Annotated in this window: 25 protein-coding genes; 22 read left to right on the top strand and 3 right to left on the bottom strand. The window is 72.9% G+C overall.

Annotated elements, in window-relative coordinates; translation table 11 throughout:
* Window positions 1-18 precede the first annotated feature (18 nt).
* Window positions 19-834, bottom strand: a complete 816-nt coding sequence (locus amrb99_RS27815; protein ID WP_190861429.1) for a fumarylacetoacetate hydrolase family protein — start codon at window positions 832-834, stop codon at window positions 19-21.
* A 137-nt stretch (window positions 835-971) separates the two neighbouring features.
* Here amrb99_RS27815 and amrb99_RS27820 point away from each other — a divergent pair, with 137 nt between their 5' ends.
* Window positions 972-1,466, top strand: coding sequence for a VOC family protein (locus tag amrb99_RS27820; RefSeq protein ID WP_190861431.1), 495 nt, complete (start codon window positions 972-974; stop codon window positions 1,464-1,466).
* 192 nt (window positions 1,467-1,658) lie between these two features.
* Here the strand turns inward: amrb99_RS27820 and amrb99_RS27825 are convergent, their stop codons facing one another.
* Window positions 1,659-2,453, bottom strand: coding sequence for an IclR family transcriptional regulator (locus tag amrb99_RS27825; protein WP_190861433.1), 795 nt, complete (start codon window positions 2,451-2,453; stop codon window positions 1,659-1,661).
* Window positions 2,454-2,566: 113 nt separating this feature from the next.
* On the opposite strand from amrb99_RS27825, the gene amrb99_RS27830 reads away from it, so the two are divergent.
* From amrb99_RS27830 to amrb99_RS27870, 9 genes are all read left to right on the top strand, one after another.
* On the top strand, window positions 2,567-3,478 hold the full coding sequence (locus amrb99_RS27830) for a TAXI family TRAP transporter solute-binding subunit (protein ID WP_190861435.1): 912 nt from the start codon (window positions 2,567-2,569) through the stop codon (window positions 3,476-3,478).
* Window position 3,479: 1 nt separating this feature from the next.
* Entirely contained in the window at window positions 3,480-4,445 is a 966-nt protein-coding gene (locus amrb99_RS27835) for a hypothetical protein (protein ID WP_190861437.1), read from the top strand.
* Window positions 4,442-5,542, top strand: a complete 1,101-nt coding sequence (locus tag amrb99_RS27840; protein ID WP_190861439.1) for an alcohol dehydrogenase catalytic domain-containing protein — start codon at window positions 4,442-4,444, stop codon at window positions 5,540-5,542. The genes amrb99_RS27835 and amrb99_RS27840 overlap by 4 nt, the downstream gene beginning before the upstream one ends.
* A gap of 215 nt (window positions 5,543-5,757) precedes the next feature.
* The gene (locus amrb99_RS27845; protein WP_190861441.1) at window positions 5,758-6,468 is read left to right on the top strand and encodes an ABC transporter permease subunit; all 711 of its coding nucleotides are present in this window, start codon (window positions 5,758-5,760) and stop codon (window positions 6,466-6,468) included.
* Complete coding sequence (locus tag amrb99_RS27850; RefSeq protein WP_190861445.1) at window positions 6,465-7,253, top strand: ABC transporter permease subunit; 789 nt, start codon at window positions 6,465-6,467, stop codon at window positions 7,251-7,253. The genes amrb99_RS27845 and amrb99_RS27850 overlap by 4 nt, the downstream gene beginning before the upstream one ends.
* The gene (locus tag amrb99_RS27855) at window positions 7,250-8,020 is read left to right on the top strand and encodes an ABC transporter ATP-binding protein (RefSeq protein ID WP_347256889.1); all 771 of its coding nucleotides are present in this window, start codon (window positions 7,250-7,252) and stop codon (window positions 8,018-8,020) included. The genes amrb99_RS27850 and amrb99_RS27855 overlap by 4 nt, the downstream gene beginning before the upstream one ends.
* 74 nt (window positions 8,021-8,094) lie before the next feature.
* On the top strand, window positions 8,095-9,060 hold the full coding sequence (locus amrb99_RS27860; RefSeq protein WP_190861448.1) for an ABC transporter substrate-binding protein: 966 nt from the start codon (window positions 8,095-8,097) through the stop codon (window positions 9,058-9,060).
* A 137-nt stretch (window positions 9,061-9,197) separates the two neighbouring features.
* Window positions 9,198-9,644, top strand: coding sequence for a DUF1440 domain-containing protein (locus amrb99_RS27865; RefSeq protein ID WP_241755994.1), 447 nt, complete (start codon window positions 9,198-9,200; stop codon window positions 9,642-9,644).
* 139 nt (window positions 9,645-9,783) lie between these two features.
* Window positions 9,784-10,281: a pyridoxamine 5'-phosphate oxidase family protein gene (locus tag amrb99_RS27870; protein ID WP_190861552.1), complete on the top strand. Its 498-nt coding sequence runs from the start codon at window positions 9,784-9,786 to the stop codon at window positions 10,279-10,281.
* A 3,071-nt stretch (window positions 10,282-13,352) separates the two neighbouring features.
* Here the strand turns inward: amrb99_RS27870 and amrb99_RS27875 are convergent.
* Window positions 13,353-13,763 carry a VOC family protein gene (locus amrb99_RS27875; RefSeq protein ID WP_190861454.1) on the bottom strand — a complete coding sequence of 137 codons (411 nt, stop codon included), beginning with the start codon at window positions 13,761-13,763 and terminating at the stop codon, window positions 13,353-13,355.
* Window positions 13,764-13,895: 132 nt separating this feature from the next.
* Here amrb99_RS27875 and amrb99_RS27880 point away from each other — a divergent pair, with 132 nt between their 5' ends.
* From amrb99_RS27880 to amrb99_RS27935, 12 genes are all read left to right on the top strand, one after another.
* On the top strand, window positions 13,896-14,423 hold the full coding sequence (locus tag amrb99_RS27880) for an aromatic-ring-hydroxylating dioxygenase subunit beta (protein ID WP_206700137.1): 528 nt from the start codon (window positions 13,896-13,898) through the stop codon (window positions 14,421-14,423).
* Window positions 14,424-14,434: 11 nt separating this feature from the next.
* Window positions 14,435-15,793, top strand: coding sequence for a Rieske 2Fe-2S domain-containing protein (locus amrb99_RS27885; protein ID WP_190861466.1), 1,359 nt, complete (start codon window positions 14,435-14,437; stop codon window positions 15,791-15,793).
* The gene (locus tag amrb99_RS27890) at window positions 15,790-16,410 is read left to right on the top strand and encodes an isochorismatase family protein (protein ID WP_190861470.1); all 621 of its coding nucleotides are present in this window, start codon (window positions 15,790-15,792) and stop codon (window positions 16,408-16,410) included. Before amrb99_RS27885 ends, amrb99_RS27890 begins: the two co-directional genes overlap by 4 nt.
* On the top strand, window positions 16,404-17,603 hold the full coding sequence (locus tag amrb99_RS27895; RefSeq protein WP_190861479.1) for an NADH-ubiquinone oxidoreductase-F iron-sulfur binding region domain-containing protein: 1,200 nt from the start codon (window positions 16,404-16,406) through the stop codon (window positions 17,601-17,603). Before amrb99_RS27890 ends, amrb99_RS27895 begins: the two co-directional genes overlap by 7 nt.
* Window position 17,604: 1 nt before the next feature.
* The gene (locus amrb99_RS27900) at window positions 17,605-17,793 is read left to right on the top strand and encodes a ferredoxin (RefSeq protein ID WP_190861481.1); all 189 of its coding nucleotides are present in this window, start codon (window positions 17,605-17,607) and stop codon (window positions 17,791-17,793) included.
* A 3-nt stretch (window positions 17,794-17,796) separates the two neighbouring features.
* The gene (locus amrb99_RS27905) at window positions 17,797-18,552 is read left to right on the top strand and encodes an SDR family oxidoreductase (protein WP_190861483.1); all 756 of its coding nucleotides are present in this window, start codon (window positions 17,797-17,799) and stop codon (window positions 18,550-18,552) included.
* A gap of 35 nt (window positions 18,553-18,587) precedes the next feature.
* Window positions 18,588-19,607 (top strand): hypothetical protein, encoded by a 1,020-nt coding sequence (locus amrb99_RS27910; RefSeq protein ID WP_190861485.1) that lies wholly within the window; start codon window positions 18,588-18,590, stop codon window positions 19,605-19,607.
* A 2-nt stretch (window positions 19,608-19,609) separates the two neighbouring features.
* Entirely contained in the window at window positions 19,610-20,779 is a 1,170-nt protein-coding gene (locus amrb99_RS27915) for a hypothetical protein (RefSeq protein WP_206700138.1), read from the top strand.
* The gene (locus tag amrb99_RS27920) at window positions 20,772-21,614 is read left to right on the top strand and encodes a nitrilase-related carbon-nitrogen hydrolase (protein ID WP_190861487.1); all 843 of its coding nucleotides are present in this window, start codon (window positions 20,772-20,774) and stop codon (window positions 21,612-21,614) included. The genes amrb99_RS27915 and amrb99_RS27920 overlap by 8 nt, the downstream gene beginning before the upstream one ends.
* A 65-nt stretch (window positions 21,615-21,679) precedes the next feature.
* Window positions 21,680-22,009, top strand: a complete 330-nt coding sequence (locus tag amrb99_RS27925; RefSeq protein WP_190861489.1) for a hypothetical protein — start codon at window positions 21,680-21,682, stop codon at window positions 22,007-22,009.
* Window positions 22,006-22,827: a GntR family transcriptional regulator gene (locus tag amrb99_RS27930; protein ID WP_190861490.1), complete on the top strand. Its 822-nt coding sequence runs from the start codon at window positions 22,006-22,008 to the stop codon at window positions 22,825-22,827. The genes amrb99_RS27925 and amrb99_RS27930 overlap by 4 nt, the downstream gene beginning before the upstream one ends.
* Window positions 22,824-23,561 carry an aspartate/glutamate racemase family protein gene (locus tag amrb99_RS27935; RefSeq protein WP_190861492.1) on the top strand — a complete coding sequence of 246 codons (738 nt, stop codon included), beginning with the start codon at window positions 22,824-22,826 and terminating at the stop codon, window positions 23,559-23,561. Before amrb99_RS27930 ends, amrb99_RS27935 begins: the two co-directional genes overlap by 4 nt.
* Window positions 23,562-23,641 lie beyond the last annotated feature (80 nt).

The raw sequence follows: 23,641 nt of genomic DNA on the forward strand, positions 1-23,641 counted from the left end.
GGTTCTCGGGATCGCGGCTCAGGCTTCTGCCCGGACGGTGTTGCGCAGCGTGCCGATGCCGCCGATCGTCACCTCGACGACGTCGCCGTCGGCGAGGAACACCTGCGGGTCGCGGCGGAACCCGACGCCGCCCGGGGTGCCGGTGAGGATCACGTCCCCGGGTTCCAGCCGCGTGAACTGGGACGTCACCTCGATGAGCGTCGGCACGTCGAAGATGAGCCGGTCGGTGGAGGCCGACTGCATCTCCTGCCCGTTCAGCCGCAGCGAGAGGTCGAGCTTTCCGGGGTCCAGTTCGTCGGCGGTGACCAGGACGGGCCCGAGCGGCGTGGAGCCGTCCCAGGCCTTGCCCTGCATCCACTGGTGCGTCCTGTACTGGAAGTCCCGCATGGTGACGTCGTTGGCGATCGTGTAGCCGAGCACGTGCTCCAGCGCCTCGCCGCGCGGGATGCGGCGGCCGGCCCTGCCGATCACCACGGCCAGCTCCGCCTCGTAGTCCACCTGGGACGACTCGGGCGGCAGCAGGATCGGCTCGCCGTGCCCGATCAGGTTGGAGGCGAACTTGGGGAACAGCACCGGGTACTCGGGCAGGTCGCGCCCGGTCTCGTCGACGTGCGCGCGGTAGTTGAGCCCGACGCAGAAGACCTTGCCGGGGCGCGCGACGGGGAGCAGGGCCAGGCCGTCCAGCTCGGCGCCGTCCTCAGCCACCGGCACCGCGGCGGGATCGCCCGCCGCGCGGTCGATCCGGTCGAGCCCGAGCAGCCGGTGCACCCGTGTCCCGTCGAGGCGGCCGAGCGCTTCGGCTCCGTTCTCATCCCGGTAGGCAACGAACCGCATCCCACATCCTGTCCTGTCTGTTAGAGCAAGCATCCTGTGTTTCGATACAAGCTAGGGCTGGAGCGATCGGCGGTCAATGAGCTAGCGTGCTCAATATTCAGGATTATTTTCCTGCAAAACAGGACAAGGAGTCGTCCATGGCCATCGCCGAACTAGGGCATACCGGACTCTGGGTCACCGACCTCCCGCTGATGCGGGACTTCTACGAGCGGGTCCTCGGCCTGACCGTCACCGACCACGACGACGAGATCGGCATCGTGTTCTTCAGCGCCCGCCCGGACGTGGAGCACCACGAGTTCGTCCTGCAGACCGGGCGCACCGCCCCGCCCGGCGCCAAGCAGCAGCACCAGATCTCCTGGCGGGTCGAGACCCTCGACGACATCCGCGCCTTCCACCGGAGGTTCCGGGAGGAGGGCGTCGAGGTGCAGCAGGAGGTCACCCACGGCAACGCCTTCGGCATCTACTTCTTCGACCCTGAGGGCAACCGCAACGAGGTCTACCTGCGCATCGACCGGGACATCCCGCAGCCGTTCCGCAAGAGCATCGACTTCGGCCTGCCGCCCGAGGAGATCTACGCCGAGGCCGAACGGCTCCTGGACGACGGGGGCCCCGCCTACCGGCCCGTCCAGTAGCGCGCGGGGGCCGGCCGTGCGGCTCCGGGGACGCGGCGGCGGGCGGCCCGGCCCCGCAGCCGTGCGGCCCCGGGGCCGGGCCGCTCGCGGTGCGGCTCGTCCCCGGAGCCCGTGGCGGCGCCAGCCCCGCCCCGCCCCGGTCCGTGCGCGTGCTCGTGTCGGGGCGGGGCGGGGCGGGGAAGGGCGGATCGGCTAGGACGAGACGACCGCGAGCCGTCCGCTGATGGCGGCGGCGGCCTCGTTGACGGCCTGCTGGACCTCCGGCAGCCGTTCGTCCGGGACCCGGTGCGACAGGGCCGCGACGCTGACGGCCGCGACGACCTCGCCGTCGGCGCCGCGGATCGGCGCGGCGACGCCCAGCACGTCCGGGTCGAGCTCGCCGCGCGAGACCGCCGTCCCGCGCTCCCGGATCTCGGCCAGCCGGGCCCGCAGCTCCGCCGCGTCGGTGATCGTCGCCCCGGTGAAGCGGGGCAGCCCGCTGGTCTCGATGATCTCGTCGACCTCCTTCTCGGGCGCCCAGGCCAGCAGCACCAGCGCGGAGGCGCCCGCGTTGACCGGCAGGACGTGGCCGCGCTCGTACGACAGCCGGACCGGGTGGTCGGTCTCCTCGCGCTCCAGGCAGACCACGGTGGCTCCGGTCCGCCGCGTGAGCAGCACCGCCTCGCCGACCCGGTCGCACAGCTCGCGCATCACGGGCCGGGCCACCTCCGACAGCCCGAGTCCCTTGCGGGCCAGCCGAGCCAGTTCGAACACCCGGGGCCCGAGCCGGTACCCCGCCGGGCGCTGCTCCTCGATGAACCCAGAGGACGCCAGGCTCTGCAGGTAGCGGTACGCGGTCGACCGCGCGACCCCCAGGTGGTCGGCGACCTCCTGGCCGCCGACCACGAGCCTCGAGTCCTCGAACATCAGCAGGATGTCCAAGGCGCGATCAGCGGTGGAGTTGCGTTCGCGGTAACCGCTCGTCCGGTCCGTCGACTGTCCTGTCATGCAGGAAAACCTACATGAAAACCAGGTCGTCCCTCGCGGTTTCCGAATATCAGGACACTAGTCACGAGATGCGGGACACGCTTACACTGCCGGGACCCTCACGAGGAGAGCGCATGGCCGATCTCAAACTTCTCTGCCCGGGCGGCAACTTCACCAGCGTGGGCGGCCTGATCGCGCACGGACTCGCGCGCGGCGGGCTGCCGCGCGGCTCGACGGTCTCGGTGGTCACCGGCACGCCCTACGCCGAACTCGCCCTCAACGGCCCCGACCTGGTGCGGCAGGGCCGCTACCAGGCCGCGATCACCACCCCCGCGTGGCATCTGGCCGGGCAGGAAGGGGTGCGGACGCTGGCGAGCTTCGCCCACGACGACCAGCTCGTCCTCGCGGTCCGCAAGCGGCACCGCGTGCGCAGCCTGCACGACGTCCGGGAGCGGAGGCTGCCGCTGAAGATCTCGATGCCGACCCGCGAGTCGGGACACCCGGCGGCCATCGCGCTGGAGCGGCTCTTCTCGCTGCACGGCTTCACGGTCGCCGACCTGGAGGCGTGGGGCGGGCGGATCCTGCACGACCGGCCGAAGTACCCCAACCAGCCGGAGTCGGTCCCGGTGGACCCGGCGTTCGACGCGGTCTTCGACGAGGCCGTCATGACCTGGCGGTGGAAGCGGATCAGTGAGACCTACGACCTGGACTACCTCCCCGTCGAGGACGGGATCCTGGCCCGCTGCGCCGAGCTCGGCATGCGGCCGGGGGTGCTGCGCGCCGGGCGGCTGCGAGGGGTCGAGCGGGACGTCCCGACGATCGACTTCTCCGGCTGGGTCCTGTACTGCGCCGAGGACCTGCCCGACGCGACCGCCCGCCTGATGCTGGAGGCGCTCGACGAGCAGAAGGAGCAGATCTCCGGACGCTTCACCGGGCCGACCGCCGCGATGACGAGCCCGATCGACATGCGGAGCCTGCCGCTGGATCCGCCGGTGCCGCTCCATCCGGGCGCGGCGGCCTTCTACAAGGAGAACGGATACCTCTGACATGGGCCTGGTCCACGAACACCTCGACGCCTTCCCCTTCACCGAACCGCCCGTCGTGCTGGAGCGCGACGAGGACCTGCTGCTCGGCGAGCCGCTGCCGATCCGCGCCCGCGCCCTGCGCGACCACGACCCCCTGGAAGCCGTCCACTTCAGCCCGCGGTACGTCGACGCCGGACGCACCCACCCCAAGGGGCTGTACCAGAACGACTTCCTGCGCATGGAAGTGCAGACGATGACCGGGCGGCAGGGCTTCTACCACCGCAACGCCGACGTCGACGAGGTCTCCTACCAGGTGACGGGCGGCCGGACCCTGATCACCGAGATCGGCACCATCACCCACGCCCCCGGCGACTTCTCCCGCATCCCGGTCGGCGTGGCCCACGACAACCTCGGAGACGGCGACATCCATCTGCTCTTCTACAGTCCCGCCCCGCTGGCCGAGCGCGTCCCGCCGACCCGCCTCGCCGAGTACCTCCCCACGCCGTTCCCCGGCTGGGAGCCGACCGTCCAGAACGAGATGATCACCGAGATGCGCGGCGGGCAGGGGGAGGGGATCCATGTCGCGGCGGCGGACGAGCGGCTCCTCCTCGACCGCGCGAAGCGCACCGACGCCCGCATCACGCTGGTGCGGTCCGACCAGACCGTGTGGCTGTACGAGTCGCCGCGGCTCCTCATCGGCCAGGTCGTGGCCGCTTCGTCCGACGGCCGCCGCTACCGCCGCCACCGCGACGCCGACGAGATCCAGTACCAGGTCGCCGGGACGCGGACGCTGGTGACGCAGCGCGGCACGCTCGACCTCGTCCCCGGCGACTTCGTCCGCATACCGCTCGGGATCGCGTTCACCTCCGTCCATTCCGAACCCAGCACGCACCTGGCGGTGGCCGCCGCCGGCGCGGTGCCGCAGGTCGCCGAAGGGACCAAGAAGGCGCGCGGCACCGCTCCCCGCGAGATCGAGGCTCTGCGATGAGCGGGATGCTCGCCGTCCGCGCGCACGCCGGGTCGACGGAACTGCGCGTGGAGAAGGTCGGCGTTCCGCGGGTCGGACCGGAAGACGTGCTGGTCAAGGTGGTGTCGGCGGGCCTTGCGCCGAGCATCGTCAAGCACCTGGCGCGGGGCCGGTTCACCCACCTGCCGAGCACTCCCGGGCACGAGGTGGCCGGCACGGTGGTCGAGACCGGCGCGGACGTCGACACCGCGCTGATGGGGGCGCGGGTCCGGATGCACCCGATGCTGTCGTGCGGATCGTGCCGGTACTGCACGACGGCGCGGCAGCAGATGTGCGGCGACGCCGCGATGATCGGCAACGCCGCGTTCGGCACCGGCCCGATGGAGCTGTACGCGCGGTACCACGACGGCGGGCTCGCCGAGTACGTCCGGGTCCCGAGGCGGCTCGTCGACCCGCTGCCCGACCATGTCGGCTTCGACGTCGCCGCCAAGCTGCACGAGCTGGGCAACGCCCACCGCGCGTTGAAGAGCGCCGGGCTGCATCCGGGCGGGCGCGTCGTGGTCACGGCCGCGACCGGGGCGATGGGCACCGCGACCGTCAAGCTGGCGGAGTTCTTCGGCGTCCGGGAACTGGTCCTGGTCGGACGGTCGGCCGAACGTCTGGAGGCGGTGCGGCCGCTCGCCGGCGCCGTGCCGGTCAGGACGGTCGCGTTGGAGGAGCTGCCCGGCGGCTGGACGGAGGACGACGGGCTGGCCCGCCGGCTCGACGACCTGCTGCCCGGCGGGGCGGACGCCGTCCTCGACTACCTGCCGGGCGGCCCCGGCACGGTGCAGGCGATGCAGGCACTGGCCACCGGCGGCGCCCTGGTCCACATGGGCGGCAGCGAAGCGGCCCTGCCGTTCCCCATCAGGATCATCATGACCCGCTGCTGGCGCGTGGTGGGAACGCGCGGCTGCACCCGCGAGGACACCTCGGCCGTGCTCGACCTGCTGGCGTCACGGCGGCTCACGGCCGACGAGCTGATCACCCACCGGTTCCCGCTCGCCGACGCGCCGCGGGCCATGGACGCCCTCGTCCGGCGTGCGGAGCCGATGTGGATGGCGGTCGTCAACCCCTGAGCCGCAGGCTGTCCGGAAATATAGGACATAGGTATTGACTTGCAGGACATCCAACTTGGACACTCGCTGTGACCTGCACCACCTCATGTGAGGAGCCGACAACGTCCAGACAACAGCGCCCGGCGGCCGCTCCACGGCGGTCGTTCCCGGCGCACACGATCGGCCCGAGAGCGCTCACGGCGGCGCGCGGGCTCCTCGGCCTCGCGGCGCTGGCGATGCTCGTGCAGACGCTGGCGTGGTGGGGCCCGCGCGGCTGGGCCGTGCCCGGGCTGGGCCGCCTGGCCTCCGAGGTCGGCCGGCTCGTCTCCGCGCACGGATTCGCCGCCGCCGTGCTCGCCACGATCACGGCGGTCGTGATGGCGGTCGCCGCCGGCCTCGCCGCGGCGGTCGCCCTCGGCGTCGTCTTCGGGTTCAGCCGGCTCGCCTACCGCGCCTTCGGCCTCCCGTTCGAGATCCTCCGCCCCGTCCCCGCCGTCGCCTTCATCCCGCTGGCGATCCTGGCGCTCGGCCAGGGCCGCACCATGGAGGTCGCCGTCGGCGCCCTCGGCTGCTGGTGGCCGATGCTGTTCAACACCGTCTACGGCGTCGGGCAGGTGGACGCCCAGGCCCGGGACGCCGCCCGCGTCCTCGGGTGCGGGCGCCTCGCCCTCGTCGTCCGGGTCGTGCTGCCGTCGATCCTGCCGTTCCTCATGGCGGGCCTGCGCACCGCCGCACCGCTCGCACTGATCATCGTGATCGGCGCCGAGTACCTGGCCTCGGCGGGGCACGGGCTCGGCGGCGTGCTGATCCAGGCCACCTCCACCGGCGACATCGACGTCCTGTGGGCCACCGCCGTGCTGACCGGGGTGCTGGGCATCGCGATCGGCGCCGCCGTCGCGCTGGCGACCCGGCTGGCCTGCCCCTGGGCCGCGGAGCGGGCACGATGAGGCGGCTCGCCGGCGCCCTGAGCGGCGCGCTCGTCATGGCGGCGATCATCGCGGTGTGGCAGTGGCGGGTCACCGCGCACCCCGTGTTCTTCCTGCCCGCCCCGTCCGCCGTCTGGGACCGGCTGCGCACCGACTGGCTGTCCGGCCCCGCCGGGCACCTGTTCGTCACCGGGACGGCCTGGTCGGCGATCCGGCAGACCTTCGAGACCGCCCTGGCCGGATGGTTCATCGCCTCCTGCGCCGGGGTGGCCGCCGGCGCCGCGATCGGCGCCCTCCCCGCCGTCCGCGACTACACCGGCGCGCCGCTGCTGCTCCTGCGCAGCACCCCGCCGATCGTGGTGGTCCCGCTGTCCATCGCCGTCCTCGGCGTCGGCACCGCGATGCACCTCACCGTGGTCGTGTTCAGCTGCCTGTGGCCCGTGCTGCTCAACACCGCCGCAGGGGTCGCCGACATCGAGCCCCTCCAGGTCGACGTCGCGCGGCTGAACCGCCTGGGCCCGCTGCGGCGCTTCTTCCGCGTCCTGCTCCCGGCCGCCGCGCCGAAGGTCTTCGCCGGCCTCCGGGTGGCGATGTCCCTGGCCATCGTCCTGGCGGTCGGCTCGGAGATGTTCGCCGGCACCGGCGGCCTCGGCGGCGCCGCCCTGCAGGCGCAGACCACCTTCGACGTCCCGGCGCTGTGGGCGACCCTCGCCGTCCTGGCGCTCTTCGGCGTGCTGTTCAACGCCCTCTTCCTGCTCATCGAGAAGTACGCCCTGCGGTGGCATGTCCTAAGGAGCACCCAGTGACCCCTCCCATCCTCGCGGTCGAGGGATTGGAGCACCGTTACGGAACGGGCGAGCGATCCCACCAGGCGATCGCCGCGATCGACTTCGAACTGCACCGGACCCGGGCGATGTCCATCGTCGGACCCTCGGGCGCGGGAAAGACCACCCTGCTGCGCTGCCTCACCGGCCTCATCACGCCGACCGGCGGCGTCGTCAGCTTCGAGGGCGCCCCGATCCGCGGCATCCCCGAAGGCATCGGCGTGGTGTTCCAGGACTACAGCCGCTCGCTGTTCCCCTGGCTCAGCGTCATCCGGAACGTGGAGTTCCCGCTGCGCGGAGCCGGACTCGCCCGGGCCGAACGGCACCGGCGCGCCCGCGAGGCCCTGGCCAGGGTGGGACTTTCCGACGCCGCCCGGAAGTACCCGTGGCAGCTGTCCGGCGGCATGCAGCAGCGCGTGGCGATCGCCCGCGCGCTGGTCACCGAGCCGCGGCTGCTGCTCATGGACGAGCCCTTCGCGTCCGTGGACGCCCAGACCCGCGCGGACCTGGAGGACCTGGTCCTGGACATCCGCTCCGGCACCAGCACCAGCATCGTCGTCGTCACCCACGACATCGACGAGAGCGTCTACCTCGCCGACACCGTCCTCGTCCTGTCCGGCAGCCCCTCGCACGTCATGGCCACCGTCGCGGTCGACCTGCCCTACCCGCGCGACCAGATCGACACCAAGCGCCTCGACGGCTACCTCGACACCCGCGCCAAGATCTACGACCTGATCCACAGCACCTGATCGTCACGCGTCATCACCCACCTGCTCCCGAGTGCCTCCACGTCCACCCCGCCACCCCACACCCTGGAGCCGTCATGCGTTCCGTTCGCCATGCCCGCACCGCCACCGCCGTCCTCGCCGCCGGGCTGCTGGCCGCCTCCGCCTCCGCCTGCTCGTCCGGCTCGGCCTCGGGCGGCACCGGCGGCGGGGCCGAACTGAAGGTACTGGTGTCGCCGCAGCCCAACGCCGCTCCCCTCTACATCGCCAAGCAGAAGGGGCTGTTCGCCAAGCAGGGCCTGAACGTGAGGATCATCGCCGGGCAGTCCGGCTCGTCGATCGTCGCCGCCCTGCAGTCCGGCGGCGCCGACCTCGGCCTCGTCAACTACGTCACCGTGTTCTCCGGGGCGTCCCACGGCCTGAAACTGAAGTTCGTCGCGCAGTCGCGAGTAGGACAGGCCGGAGCCGACGGCATCTTCACCAAGAAGGGCAGTCCCATCCGCTCGATGGCCGACCTGAAGGGCAGGAAGATCGGTGTCCCCGGCACGGGGTCCGTCGCCGATCTGGTCACCGACCTGCGGCTCGCCGAAGCCGGGGTCGCCCCCAAGGACGTGAAGTACGTGCAGATCCCCGTGCCCAACGCCCTGTCCTCCCTCAACAACGGCCAAGTCGACGCCTCCTGGCTCACCGGCACGCAGGAGAGCCAGGCCAAGGCGGCGGGCAACCCGCGCGTCATCGATGCCTGGGCGGGCGGCGCCGCCGGCTTCCCGATCGCCGGATGGGCGGGAACCGAGACGTGGGTCAACGGCCACCGCGACACCGTCGCCAAGCTCCGGGCCGCCCTGAAAGAGGCGTCCCTGCTCGCGCAGAACGACCCGGCGCTCGTCCGCAAGACGCTGCCCGCCTTCATGCACCTCACCCCGGCGCAGGTGTCATCGATCGCGATCCCCGCGACCTGGCCGGTCGACAACGACCCTTCCGGCATGAAGCGCGTCTCCGACTCGATGACCAAGCTCGGATTCCTCGACAAGCCGATCCAGCCGGGAGACGTCCTCTCCCAGTAAGCGGCGCGCAGCGGGCGAGTGCCGCGCTCTTCGGCCGGTCTCCGGTGGATGACCGGGGACCGGCCCACGGAGCCGCCGCCGGGGGAGTGGTCATAACGGCCCTGATGACGGGTACGCCATCGCGCATGAGCGGGCGCATGCGAGCAGCGGGGGAAGGCGCCGTCGCCGGGGTCGTCGCCACCTCGGTCATGACCGGTTGGATGCGGGCGGCTCGCCGCTGCGGGCTCATGCGCGAGCAGCCGCACCACCGCATCGCGCGTGTGGTGCTGCTTCCCGGTTCGAGCGAGAAGCCCACATCGGCCGAGCGGCCGGTCGGAGGGATCGCTCACCTGGGGTTCGGGGCCGCCATGGGGGCGGCGTTCGGGCTGCTCACCGGCCGCCACCGGCCCTCCGCGCCGGCCGGAGCGGTCTACGGCGTCGGGGTCTGGGCCGTCAGTTACCAGGGCTGGCTGCCCCTGTCGGGCATCATGCCGCCCGCGCACCGGGACCGCCCTGGACGTGCGGTGGCCATCTTCATCGCGCACCTCCCCTACGGGGTCACCCTGGCCCTCACGCTGCGCCGGATGCGGCGCTCACCCCGGTAGCGGTGAGCGCCGGTCGCCCCGGCAAAAAGAATCCGGAGATCCGTCGGCGCGGATGTCGAGAAGGCAGAGCCCGCTCCGTCCCAGGGATGCGAGCGGCCGGGAACGGCCCGCCGGACGACCCGACAGAGGAGCGACGACGATGGAACAGCACGAGATCAACGAGATCCTCGGCCGGCCCTACAGCCAGGAGTTGCTGGCCCGCGACCTGACCCGGCTGGCCTACGTCGCCGACGACGGCACGCCCCGCAACATACCGATCGCGTTCACCTGGAACGGCTCGGAGATCGTCATGTGCACCACCAAGAACGCCCCGAAGCTGCGGTCGCTGCGCCGTCGGCCCGAGGTCGCGCTGACGATCGACACCGAGGTCCACCCGCCGAAGATCCTGCTCATCCGGGGACGCGCCGAGCTGGACGTCGTCGACGGCATCCCGGAGGAGTACCTCCAGATGAACGGCAGCTACGAGATGACGCCGGAGCAGCGCGTCGAGTGGGAGGCCGAGGTCCGCTCCCTCTACGACGGCATGGTCCGGGTCGTGGTCACGCCGACCTGGGTGAAGCTCATCGACTTCGAGAACACCCTGCCGTCCGCGGTCGAGGAGCTGATGCGGCGGCGGGCCGAACGCGAGCACGCCTGAGACCGCCGCGCCCGGAGCCGGCGGGTGCGCGGTCGAGCCGGTCAGGGAGCCGCGGGCGTGGGCCGGCCGTGGGCGCGCCACCAGGCGGCCGCCGCGTCCGTGGTGAGGCCGGTGGTCCAGAGGTCGGCCGGGTCGTCGGGCAGCAGGCGCTCCCGCAGCGCGTCCCGCATGGGGAAGGGGAGCTCGGCGCCGGTCGTGGGGATGCCGTCGTCCAGGACCTCGGCGGGGAAGGCGCAGACCGCGACGGCGTCCGCCAGGCCGAAACCCGCGCGTTCCGGCCAGGTCGCGGACGGTCGCGGCGGCGTCGATCGGCGCGGGGCCGCGTTCGGTCAGCAGCCGGATGAGGCGGACGACGCGCTCGGCGTCGCCCCAGCAGGGGGCGGGGGCCCGAGCCGCCTGCCAGCCGGGCGGCTCGATGGGGCCGAACGTTCCGGCGGGCGCGTACTCCACGGCCGTCGCGGTCCGGTCGCGTCGCTGGTAGTCCAGGATCAGCAGGGCGCCGTTCGGCGTGCGCCAGAGCTCTCCGGGCGCCGTCTTCTCCAGTTGCCTGTCGACCATCTGGCGTTCGGCGTTGGACTGCTCCTCGCCGCCCGAAGGAGTCAGGCGCAGGATCCGGCAGGCTCCGGTGCCGTCCCCGATCGGGGCGTTGGCCCAGAGGCGCAGGACGTCGAGGACGCCCTCGCGCCGCGCGTCGGAGGTCCACGGCAGGACGGCCGGCAGCGCGTGACCCGCGAGGGCGTCCAGGTCGACGCCCACATGGCCGCCGGTCGGCAGGGAGACCGTCCGGACGAGGTAGGGCTCGCCGGCCGCGGGCTCGCCGGTCGCCGACTCCAGCGCGCGGGCGAGGAGCCGTTGGCGGACGAGCCACCGCGTCCGCACCGTGGTTCGCGCGAAGGGCAGGTCGGGCGCCGGTGAGACGAGCGCGGGCAGTGCCGGAGGCTGGGGCCGGCCGATCCGGTCGCGCAGCTCGATGGCGAGGAGGAGGCACTCGACGGCGGTACGTGCGGCTTGGAGGACGCCGTCGCGCATGCCGGGCGCGGTCACCTCGGGCAGCACGGCGTCCAGCGCGTCGGCGGCGGCGCGCGGCCCGGCCAGCGTCGCCTCCAGCAGGCGCGCCGCACCCTCGCGGTCGAGACGGCGCAGCGCCGCCGACCCGTCCGGGTCGACCGGGTCGCGCCGCGGCCACCAGCCGGGCGGCGGCACGAGCCCGCCCTTCGTGCTCATGACGGGCGAGAAGGCCAGCCGGGCCGTCCGGGTCCCGTCAGGGGCGGTGACGGTGATCGCGCCGCGGCTCAACCGGACCTCGCTCGGCGCGGCGGCGCCCGGGAACGTCACCTCGGCGGCTCCCGGCGCCTGGGGCCGCGCGGTGGCGAGGGAGGGGTCCAGGGTCAGCGCGACGGTCTGGCCCGTCCGCCCCTCGATCCGGAACGTCTGCCAGCGGCCGTCCTGGATCCGCGACAGGAGGCCGGTCTCGCCGTCGTACCAGGGCAGCAGCCCTTCGGGCAGTTGGGGAAGCCTCAGCGACAGGTGGCCGTCGCCGGTGACGGACGCGTGGCCGTGCCAGGACCGTTCCGCGATGGTGAGGTATCCGAGGTGCTGGACGATCGTCCGCCCTGCTTTCGGAGACTTGTGCGGCGTCCCGTCGCCGGGCACGGCCAGTTCGGCGGGGATGCCGCCGCGCAGGGCCGCCAGCAGGGCGTCCACGGGGTCGGCGGGTTCGAGCCCTTCGGCGACGCCCGGATCCAGATCGAGGAGACCGCCGCGGCCGGTGAGCCGCACGAGCCGCTGCAGGGCGTCGTGCTGGAAGGGGAGGTCCGGGCGGCCCGCGTCGGCCTTCCAGCCGTCGACGGCTTCGCCCAGCACCTCGCGGGTCTCCGGCAGATCCCAGAGGGCTCGTACCGTGGCCGCGTAGTCGACGTTCCCGAAATACCCCAGGTCGCGGACGAACGCGTCCAGCAGACCGGCGAAACGCGCGCGTCCTTCCGGCCCGGACGCCACGTCCGCAGCCTGACGGCCCGCGTCGAAGGCCCGTCCCCACCAGCGGGGCGAGTCCGTGTTGATCTCCGCCATCGGGATGACGTGCCGGTGCTCGGGAGGCGGAAGCGCCGGGTCCGTCTCCTCGCCGTACACCACCTCGCCGTCCGGGAAGAGCCGGTCGCCCGCCTGCTCGACGAGCGTCAGCAGGACGGGCGCCGCGCAACCGCGTCCCGCGCCGCCGAACCAGTGCGCCGGCAGGTGCGCGCCCGCTCCGCTCCCGGCCAGGGACTCCAGCCACATCTGCCGGATCTCCTCGGCGACCTCCTCGCCGCTCTCCTCCTCGTGCCGGGCGCGGTCGGGCTCGGCGGCGATCAGCAGCTTCATCAGGTCGTCGTCGCGCCGGGCGACCTCGGCGAGCGGCTCGCGGGCGGCCGCCCAGACCTGGTGGGACGCGATGGGCATGAGCCCGGCGCGCAGCAGCCGCTCGGCCAGGAACGCCTCCTCGTCCCGCTTCTTGATCTTCGCGGCGCGGGCCAGGGCGCGCAGGTCGGGAAAGATCCGGGCGTAGGGGATGTGCCCGGCGTCGAACCCCGCGCAGATCACCTCGCGGAAGCGGGCGTGCGCCTCCTCCGCCGGCAACCGCGCGGCGAGCGTCTTGGCGTAGTCGCGCAGCGCGGCCGGTCCGACGCCGCCCGCGGGCACCAGGTCGAGGAAGACGCCGTGCACCCGGTCGAGGTCGAGGAGTGCGGGATGGTCCTTCTCGATCTTGCGGGCCTGCCCGAACGCCCAGAACGCGAGCTCGCTGTCACCGGCTCGCGCCAGCTCCCGGCAGGCCTGCTCGAAGAACGGCGCCAGCTCGGCGGCGGGCACCGGGCTCGCGGCCCTGGCCAGCATCTTCTTGGCGCCTCTGGGTCCGGCGGCGGCCAGATCCGCCGGTGCCGGCATCTGCGGGAACCGAGTCATCGCGTCCTTCGCCCCTGATCATCCGAACGACCATGAACCTCTGCGACGGCTCGCCCGCGTGATCGGTTCCGCCGGCCTGGCCGAAGCCCTCAGCGCGAAGCCCTCAGCGCGAAGCCCTCAGTACGAAGCGGTCAGGGCGTTGCCTGCCCGATCGCCAGAAGGTTGCCCTCGCTGTCGCGGAAGAAGGCGCCGCGCTCGCCGCGTCCCTTGCTGGGGTAGTTGCCGGGGACGGTCACGATCTCGCCCTCGACCGTGAAGCCGGGGACATCGACCTCCTCGAACTCCACACCGCGGGACCGCAGGTCGGCGACGACCCGGTCGAGGTCGTCCACCTCGAAGCCCATTTGCGTCGCGGTGCCGGAGGCGCTCCCGGACGACTGGAACAGGTGGAACTCCGTCGCCCCGCACAGGTAGCGGAGCCCGCCCTCGCGCTCCTCGGCGGCCTCGAGGCCGAGGCGGTCACGGTAGAAGCGCCGGGCCCGGTCCAGGTCCTGGCAGGGAATCTTGGTGACGGCGTGCGCGGAGTCGAGCGGCCCGGCCATGGCATGCCTCCTCAAGGCGATCACTGATCCCCAAGGGTAGTGAGAGGGTTTTTACCTGCGGGTTTCGTGTGACCCTTGCTACCCGTCCAAAGTGTATGCAAAAGTGTGGGCACCTTCGGAAGGGAGGCCGCCGTGGTGGGAACCGGCGTGCGGGCGCGTGCGGGCAGCGCGCTCTACAACGAGGTCGTCGACTGGATGGACGTCGAGGCCGAGTTGCTGGACGACTACCGGGAACGCGAGTGGCTGGAGGGCATGGTCAGCCGCGACGTCGTCTACCAGGTGCCGCTGAGGCAGACGGTGGAGCGGGCGCGCGGGACCGGCTTCCTGCCCGGAACGTTCCACCTCGACGAGTCGTACGGCTCGCTGCAGAGCCGGGTCGCCCGCAACGAGACCGCGTACGCCTGGGCGGAGGACCCGCCGTCCCGGATCCGGCACTTCGTCACCAACGTGAAGGTCACCGATCTGGGCGAGGAGCGGGCCGGCGTGCGCAGCAACCTGCTGGTCTACCGCACCCGGCAGGAGCAGACGCAGCCGCAGTTGCTCGCCGGCGAGCGCAGGGACGTGCTGCGCCGCGAGGACGGCGTGCTGCGCCTGCTGCGCCGCGAGGTCCTGCTGGACCTGACCGTGATCGGCACGCACAACCTTTCCATCTTCTTCTGAGGGGGCACTCGATGGCACGGAGCGAGCAGCTCCTCGACGAACTCGCCGAGGGCGTCGCGCGGGGCGAGGTGCCGGTCGGCATCTTCGGCGACCAGGAGATCTACGACCGCGAGCTGCGGTCCATCTTCGGACGGTGCTGGGTGTACCTGGCGCACGAGTCGGAGATCGAGGCGAAGGGCGACTACGTCCTGCGCAAGATCGGCGAGGACAGCTTCATCGTCGTCCGGGACGAGCAGGGCGAGATCCACGTGCTGTTCGACGCCTGCCGGCACCGGGGCGTCCAGGTGTGCCGGTCCGACTCGGGCAACACCTCCCACTTCCGCTGCCCGTACCACGGGTGGACGTACAACACGAAGGGCGACCTCGTCGGCGCCCCGCTGTGGCGGAACGCGTTCGGCGGCATGCCGAAGGAGGGCAACGGGCTGTCGAAGGTCGCCCGCGTCCGCTCCTACCACGGCCTCGTGTTCGCGACGCTCGACCCGACGGCGCCGGAGCTGGAGGAGTACCTCGGCGGCATGGCCTGGTACCTCGACCTGCTGTTCGGCCTGAACGAGAGCGGCATCGAGATCATCGGCGCGCCGCAGCGGTTCGTGATCGACGCGAACTGGAAGTCGGGCAGCGACAACTTCTCGGGCGACGACTACCACCTCGGCACGCTGCACCGGTCGGTGTGGGAGATCGGCGCGTTCCCCGTCCCGTTCCGGGAGAACATGATGGGGTACCACATCCAGGCGTCGCCCGGTCACTCGCTGTCGTTCTCGATGGCGCCGACCGAGGACGAGCCCGGCCCGAAGTTCTTCGGCTTCCCCGACGACGTCGCCGCGACGTTCGACACGTCCCGGATCAGCGAGCACCAGCTCGACATCGCCCGCCGCTCGCGGGTGATGGTCGCGAACGTCTTCCCGAACTTCTCGATCCTCGCGCTGCCGATGACGGAGGACGGCGCGAACCACCCGCCGACGGGCGTGATGACGATCCGGACATGGCAGCCGCACGGCGTCGGCCAGGTCGAGATCTGGAACTGGTTCTGCGTCTACAAGAACATGACGCCCGCGCAGAAGGACCGGGCGTACCGGGCGGGGCTCGGCACGTTCTCGATGGGCGGCGCCTTCGAGATGGACGACACCGAGCCGTGGATCACGGTGAGCCGCACCGGCCGGTCGGTGGCGGCGGACCTGCTCGACTTCAAGCTGAACTACCAGATGGGGATGCCCGGCGTCGGGATCGCGAAGGAGGTCCCGGACTGGCCGGGGCCCGGCATCGCGTACTGGACGCGGTACGAGGAGGGCGTCCAGCGCAACCTGTACCGGTTCTACGCCGACATGATGCGCGCCGAGCCCGGCACCTGGCCGAAGCTGACGTTCGAATGAGCGACTGGATCGCGGCCACGCGGGAGCGGTACGGGCGCGGCGGCCTCGCGGGCCGGCTGACCTGGGGCGATCGGCCAGCGGTGGTCGTGGTGGACCTCATCGAGGGGTTCACCGATCCCGAATGCCCGCCCGGCTCGGACCTGGACGCGGTGGTGGCGCGCACCGGCACGCTGCTGGAACGCGCGAAGGCGGCGGGCGTCCCGATCTTCCTCACGACGATCGCGTACACCCCGGACGACCTGGACCGCCTCGTGTGGCTCCGCAAGATGCCCGCGCTCCGCGCGCTGACCGAGGGGTCGCGGTGGGTGGAGGTGGACGGGCGGCTGCCCGTCCGCGAACCGGTGATCGCCAAGAAGGCGGCCTCCGCGTTCGCGGGCACCGACCTCGCCGAGCGGCTCGCGGCGGAGCGGGTGGACACGCTCGTCGTGTGCGGCGCGACCACGTCCGGCTGCGTCCGGGCGACCGCCGTGGACGCCTGCGCGCTGGACCTCGCGGTGTTCGTCCCGCGCGAGTGCGTCGGCGACCGCGAGCCCGGCCCGCACGAGGCGAACCTGCTGGACATCGACGCCAAGTACGGCGACGTCGTGGGCATCGAGGAGGTGCTGGCCCGGTGGTGACATCGACGCTCGCCGCCCCCCGGCTGCTGACGCCGGGGCCGCTCGGCCTCGCCGCCGAGCGCGGGCGCGGCACGTACGAGCCTCCCGCGTGCGGCGACGTGATCGCCGAACTGGCGGCCGCCGGGCTGCGCGGCCGGGGCGGCGCCGGGTTCCCCGCGCACGTCAAGTGGCGCGCGGTCGCCGACGGGCCCGGCCCGCGCGTGGTCGTGGCGAACGGCGAGGAGGGCGAGCCCAGCTCGCGCAAGGACCGGTGGCTGCTGCTGAACCGCCCGCACCTGGTGCTGGACGGCCTGCTGCTCGCCGGCCGCACGGTCGGCGCGGACCGCGCCGTCGTCTACCTGTCCCACGCCGAGACGGTCGCGGCGGTGCGCGCCGCCATCGCGGAGATGCCCAGGCTCGACGGGCCCGTCCCGGAGGTCCACGTCGTCGAGCCGACGTACGTGGCGGGGGAGGAGACGGCCGTGTGCCGGTCGATCGGCGGCGGCCCCGCGCTGCCGCTGGCCCGCCCCCCGCGGGTGTGCGACTCCGGCGTGGACGGGCGACCGACGCTCGTCTCGAACGTCGAGACGCTCGCGCACGCCGCGTGGATCTCCCGGAACGGCGCCGCCGCGTACCGCGAGAACGGCACCGCGGAATCGCCCGGGACGACGCTCGTCACCCTGACCGGCGCGTGCGCGGACCCTGGCGTGTACGAGGTGCCGTTCGGCCTGACCGTCGCGGAGCTGTTCGCCCTCGCGGGCGGTTTCACCAGCGAGCCCGCCGGGTTCGTGATGGGCGGCTGGTTCGGCGGGCTGCTCGGCCCGTCCCATGCCGGGACGGCCTGCACCTACGAGGCGGTGCGCGCGGCCGGCTCCGGGCTCGGCTGCGGCGCGATCACCGCGCTGCCCGCCGGGACGGACCCGCTCGCCGTCGCCGCCGACATCACCGCCTGGTACGCCCGCGAGTCGGCGCGGCAGTGCGGCGTCTGCGCCAAGGGCACCGCCGCGATCCGCGACGTGTTCGCGGCGCTCAAGGACGGCACGGCGACCGACAAGGACCGCGACAACCTGCGGCGCTGGGGCGACACGCTCCCCGGCCGCGGCGCGTGCGCGTTCCTGGACGGCGCCGCCGGATGGGCGCGGACCGTCCGCGCCGAGTTCCCGGCCGGCTTCGAACGGGACCTCGACCACGACCTCGAACGGGAGGAGAACTGACATGAAGGTGTTCGTCGACGCCACCAAGTGCAGCGGCTACGGCACGTGCGCGGAGACCGCCCCGGACCTGTTCCAGCTCGACGACTGGGGCTACGCCTCGGTGATCGGCGACGGCGTCCCCGCCGACCCGGACGCCGCGCGGCGCGCCGCCGCGCAGTGCCCCGAGGCCGCCATCACGATCGAGGACTGACCGGTGGACCTCGAACTGGACGGCAAGGTCGCGCTCGTCACCGCCGCGAGCCGCGGCATCGGCGCGGCCATCGCCGGCCTGCTCGCCGCCGAGGGCGCGGACGTCGCCGTCAGCGCCCGCGCGCCGGAGGCCGCGCCGGGCCGCACCCCCTACCCGGTGGACCAGTCGGACCCGGCGGCCGTGGAGCGGCTCGTCCCCGACGTCGTCGCCGCGCACGGCCGGCTCGACGCGCTCGTCATCAACACCCCGGGTCCGAAGATCGTGCCGTTCCTGGAGACCGTCCCGGAGGACTGGACGCTGGCCTACGACCAGCTCGTCCGGCCCGCCGTGCAGCTCGCGTCCGCCGGGGCCCGGCAGATGGCCGAGCAGGGCGGCGGCTCGATCCTGTTCATCACCTCGACCTGGGTGAAGCAGCCCGCGCCGGGCGGCGTGCTCTCGGCGTCGATGCGGTCGCTGCTGTCGGCGCTGGCCAAGCAGATGTCGCTGGAGCTGGCGCCGCTCGGCGTCCGCGTCAACCAGCTGATGCCCGGCGCGACCGGCACCGACCGGATGCGGAACATCGCCGCGGCGAAGGCGAAGGCGAACGGGACGACCGAGGAGGAGGAGCACGCGAAGGTCGTGTCCGCGATCCCGCTCGGCCGGTGGGCCGAGCCCGCCGAGATCGCCCGCGCCGCCGCGTACCTGCTGTCCCCCGCCGCCGGGTTCGTCACCGGCGAGGCGTTCGCGGTCGACGGCGGCGCGCTGCGCTCCACCCTCTGAGCGCCGCGCCCCACCCTCTGAGAAAGGACAACGACATGCCGAAGACCCTGCGGGAACTGTTCGTCGACCAGTACCGGCTGTGCGCGCTCAAGCCGTCGGAGACGGTCGCGGTGATCTCCGAGCTCGGGAAGAAGACCGACTACGCCGAGGCGGCCGTGGCCGCGGCCCGCGACATCGGCGCGGGCGCGCTCGTGCTCACCGCGTCCAGCCTGTCCAACCCGCTGCTGCCGCCCTACGAGGCGGACGGCCGGGAGGTCGCGGCGCTGCTCGCCGCGGCCGCCGAGTGCGACCTCGTCATCGACGTGACGGTGGAGGGCCTGATCCACTCCGACGTCCGGACGCGGATCACCGGGAACGGCAAGCGGATGCTGTTCGTCGCCGAGCCCGCCAACGTGCTGGAGCGCCTGATGGGCGACGAGAGCCTGCGCGCGGTCGTCGAGGCGGGCGGCCGGCGGCTGAAGGCGGGCAGCACGCTGCGGGTGACGTCCTCCGCCGGCACCGACCTCACCGCCGACATCTCCGGCGAGGACCTCCCCATCACCCACCAGTGGGGCTACGTGGACGAGCCGGGCCGATGGGACCACTGGCCGAGCGGGTTCGTCGCCTGCTTCCCGCACGACCGGACCGCCGAGGGGACGATCGTCCTGCAGCCCGGCGACGTGCTGATCCCGTGGCAGCGCGCGGTCCGCGACACGGTGACGATGACGATCGAGAAGGGCTTCATCACCAAGGTCGAGGGACCCGGGAACGACGCGTTCGTCCTGCGCGACTACTTCGACGCGTGGGACGACGAGAACGTGTACGCCGTCTCGCACATGGGCTGGGGCGTGCACCCGATCGCCCGGTGGTCGGCGTTCGAGGTCTACGAGCCGCGCTCGCTGTACGGGCAGGAGCTGCGCTCGACGTCGGGGAACTTCATGTGGTCGACGGGCCCGAACCGGTTCGCGGGCCGCGAGACCCCGGCGCACCTGGACATCCCGATGCGCGGCTGCACCGTCGAGATCGACGGGCACGCGGTCGTCCGCGACGGGGTCCTGACGGGCGAGGAGGAGTGACCGTGGGGAAAAGCGACGGTGCGGGGAACGGTGGCGGGGTGGTGAACGCGAAGGTCCTCGAGCAGGCGATCCTGGCGCTCGGCCGCGACACGGCGCTGCTCGCCCGGTTCCGCGCCGACCCGGCCGGGGTCGGGGCGGAACTCGGCCTGGACGCCGAGTGGGCCGGGGTCATCGCGGAGGGGCGGCGCGACCGGCTCCGCTCGGCCGGCGTCGTGGACGGCATCACCATCCTCGTCAGCCGGTGGTTCGCCGACGACCTCGGCGACTCGACCAGCGCGAGCCGCTTCCACGTGGAGCACTCGGCGCCGCTGCCCGACCCGGACGTCCCGGCGAACCTGGTGTTCGCGGGCGGCTGCTCGCACGTCCCCGACCTGCTGGCCCGCCCGGAGATCGACCCGGCGGACGGGGTCGCCCGGCTCACCGAGGGGTACCGGCGGCTCGGCGAGCGGATCGCCGCGGCCGACCCCGACGTGCTGATCGTGACGGCCGACTGCCACTTCCAGCGCTTCCGGACGGGCGCGTTCGTCGTCGGGACGGCCGCGTCCCACACCGGGTCGATGGAGTTCTTCAAGCGCCCCGACCTGGACCTCGCGCTGACCGGCGCGCCCGCCTTCGCGCGCTCCATCGTGGACGCGGTCCGCGCCGAGGGCATGGAGGTCGAGGAGGCGGACCGGGTCGACCTGGACCACGGGCTGATCGTCCCGCTGCGGCAGGTGCTGCCGCGCCCCGACCTGCCGGTCATCCCGATCATCACGCAGCCGGCGCGGACGTTCTCGCCGTTCGGAGCGCGGGCGTTCGGGGAGGTGCTGCGCACGGTCCTGGAGACGCGGGGCGAGCGCGTGGCGATGCTCGCGACCGGCGGGCTCTCGCACTGGCTCGACCCGGGGAAGTTCGGCGGCGTGGACGTCGAGTTCGACACCTACATCCTGGAGATGCTCCAGGCCGGGCGCGGCAACGACCTCGGCAACCTGGAGCCGTACCCGCTGCTGGACCATGGCCAGTACGAGTTCCTCAACTGGCTGATCATGCTCGGGCTGGTCGGCCCGGGCGTGCCCGCCGAGGTGCTCGCCTACGAGCCGATGGAGGCGTCCGGCGGCGGCTGGACGGTCGTCGACCTGCCCCTCCCGGAGCGGGCCGGACGCGCGTCCGGGCGGGAGCACGCGCATGCCTGACCGGACGCTGACCGTCGGCCTCACCCAGTGGCACGCGACCCGGGACGTCGCCGCCAACGCCGAGACGGCGTGCGCGATGATCGGCGAGTGCGCGGGCGCCGACCTGGTGCTGCTCCCGGAGAACGGGCTGATGCTCGGTACCAACACCGAGATGCGGGACGCGGCGCTGGCGGTTGACGCCCCCGAGATCGGGGCACTGCGGCGGGCCGCGAAGGCGGCGGCGTCGACGGTCGTCCTCGGCGGCTTCAAGCGGCGGGTGGACGGCGGCATCCGCAACACCGCGCTCGTCATCGGCCCGGACGGCGAGATCGCCGGCGGCTACGACAAGATCCACCTGTTCGACGCGCGGATCGACGGCCGCTCCTTCGAGGCGTCCGGTGTCGAGACGGCCGGCGACCGGCCCGTCCTGCTGCGCGTCGCGGGCGCCACCGTCGGCCTGACGATCTGCTACGACGTGCGCTTTCCCGAGCTGTACCGGGCGCTGGCCCTGGCGGGCGCGGAGGTGCTGCTCGTCCCGTCGGCGTTCACGCAGCGGACGGGGGAGGCGCACTGGGAGCTGCTGCTGCGCGCCCGCGCGGTGGAGAACTCCGCCTTCGTGGTCGCGTCGGCGACCGTCCGGGGCGCCGAGGACGACGCGTTCCCGACCTACGGCCACGCCCTCGCCGCCGGGCCGTGGGGAGAGGTGCTGGCCGACCTCGGGACGGCGCCCGCCGCGAGCCGGGTCCTCGAACTGGACCTCGGCGAGGCGGCGCGGCGCAGGGAAACGCTCCCCGTGCTGCGCGGGGTGCGCCCGGACGCCTACGGTATCCCCGCAGAGATCATCGACATCGGCTGAGCCGCCGCCGGCCGAACCGCGACCGAAGCCACATCCGACCGAGCCACGACTGAGGGGGACGGGACATGTCCGCGGAACCGGAACTGCCCGAGGGGATCGTCCGAGCGGGGGAGCCGATCGGCGTCGGGAACGAGTTCACCGGTGTCCAGGTCCGCAAGGTGTGGACGCGCCAGGGCGAGCGCCTGGAGATCCTCGTCCCGAGGCACGGCCACCGCATCCTGCTGGACGCCATGCAGCTGGAGATCATCGCGCGGCAGGACCCGGAGCGGTTCACCCAGCTGTTCGCGGTGGCCCTCGGCTCCGAGGACGCGCCGGGCGCCGGGTGGGACCCGGACGCGGGGCGGGATCCGGGCGCCGGCGACGGCCCGGGCGGCGAGGAGGCCGGGCACCGATGACCGAGTCCAGGCCGGGCAACACGGTCGACGCGATCTACCAGACGCTCCGGGAGCGGATCATCGACGGCGCCTACGCGCCCGGCCTGCGGCTGTCCCAGGGCGGGCTGGCCACCGAGCTGGAGGTGTCCCGGACGCCGCTGCGCGAGGCGCTGCACCGGCTGGAGGCCGACGGCCTCGTGGTCGCGGAGGCCAACCGCGGCATGGAGGTCGCGCCGACCAGCGCCGCGCACGTCGAGCAGTACTACGGGCTCCGGCTGCTGGTGGAGCCGCCGACGATCGCCGGGATCGTCGCCGAGCTCACCGCCGGCGACCTGGCGCGGATGGACGCCGACCTCGAGCGGATGGAGGGCGACGGCCGCCGCATCCGCGACTTCCAGGAGGCGCACCTCCGGTTCCACCAGACCGCGCTCGGCCGCTACCCCCGGGCGTGGGCGGAGCTGACCGAGTCGCTGCACCTGAAGATCTACCGGCACCAGCGGCTCTACCTGTCCCACCCCGAGGCGCCGGAGGACTTCACCCGGCTGGACCGGCTGCTGCTGGAGGCGATGCGCGACCGCGACGCCCAGTCCGCCCGGCAGATCCTGGAGTTCCACCTGATCGACGCCGCGCTCGGGCTCGTCCTCGACCAGGAGCCCGACCACGCCTTCGGCCCCCTGCCGCTCGCCGCGCGCGGGCTCGGCATCGAGCTGGGCACGACGCCGGACGGCCGGATCGAGCGCCCCGGGACGCTGCGCTGGCTGCGGCCCGGCGTGCGCGGCGGGCTGAACCTGTCCACCGCCAACCTGCGGCACGTCCGCGAAGAAGGAGACACCGAATGACCGCGATCCGCTTCGGCATGATCGTGCCCAGCTCGAACACCACGATGGAGACCGAGATCCCCGCGATGCTGCGGGCCCGCGAGGAGGTCGCGCCGGAGCGGTTCACGTTCCACTCCGCGCGGATGCGGATGCAGCACGTGGACCCCGAGCAGCTCCGCGCGATGGACGACCAGTCCCTGGTGTGCGCCGAGCAGCTCGCCGACGCGGACGTGGACGTGATGGCCTACGCCTGCCTCGTCGCGATCATGGCGCACTCGCCCGGCTACCACCGGGTCAGCCAGCGGCGGCTGTCGGCGGTCGCGGGGAAGGCGCCGGTGCTGACGTCGGCGGGCGCGCTGGTCGAGGGGCTGCAGCACCTCGGCGCCAAGAAGGTCTCCGTCATCACCCCGTACATGAAGCCGCTGACCGGGACGGTCTGCGAGTACATCGAGGCCGAGGGCGTCGAGGTCCAGGACTCCGTCAGCCTGGAGGTCTCCGACAACCTCGCGGTCGGGCGGCTCGACCCGGCGGACCTCGTCGACATCGCCGCGAAGGTCGACACCTCGGGCGTCGACGCGCTCGTGCTGAGCGCGTGCGTGCAGATGCCGTCGCTGCCGGTCGTGCAGCGGATCCAGGACTCGTTCGACATCCCGGTGGTGACCGCGTCGGTCGCCACCGTATGGCGGACGCTGCGCGAGCTCGGCCTGGAGCCGGTCGTCCCCGGCGCCGGCTGGCTGCTCGCGGACCGGAGCTGATCTTTTCGGTTTCACAGGTGCATGCAGTTCTGCATTCAGCTGTGCATGCATCGCAGACCCCTACGCCCAGCAGGCGGTGT

It is taken from the genome of Actinomadura sp. RB99, from assembly GCF_014706005.1.
Classification (GTDB): domain Bacteria; phylum Actinomycetota; class Actinomycetes; order Streptosporangiales; family Streptosporangiaceae; genus Spirillospora.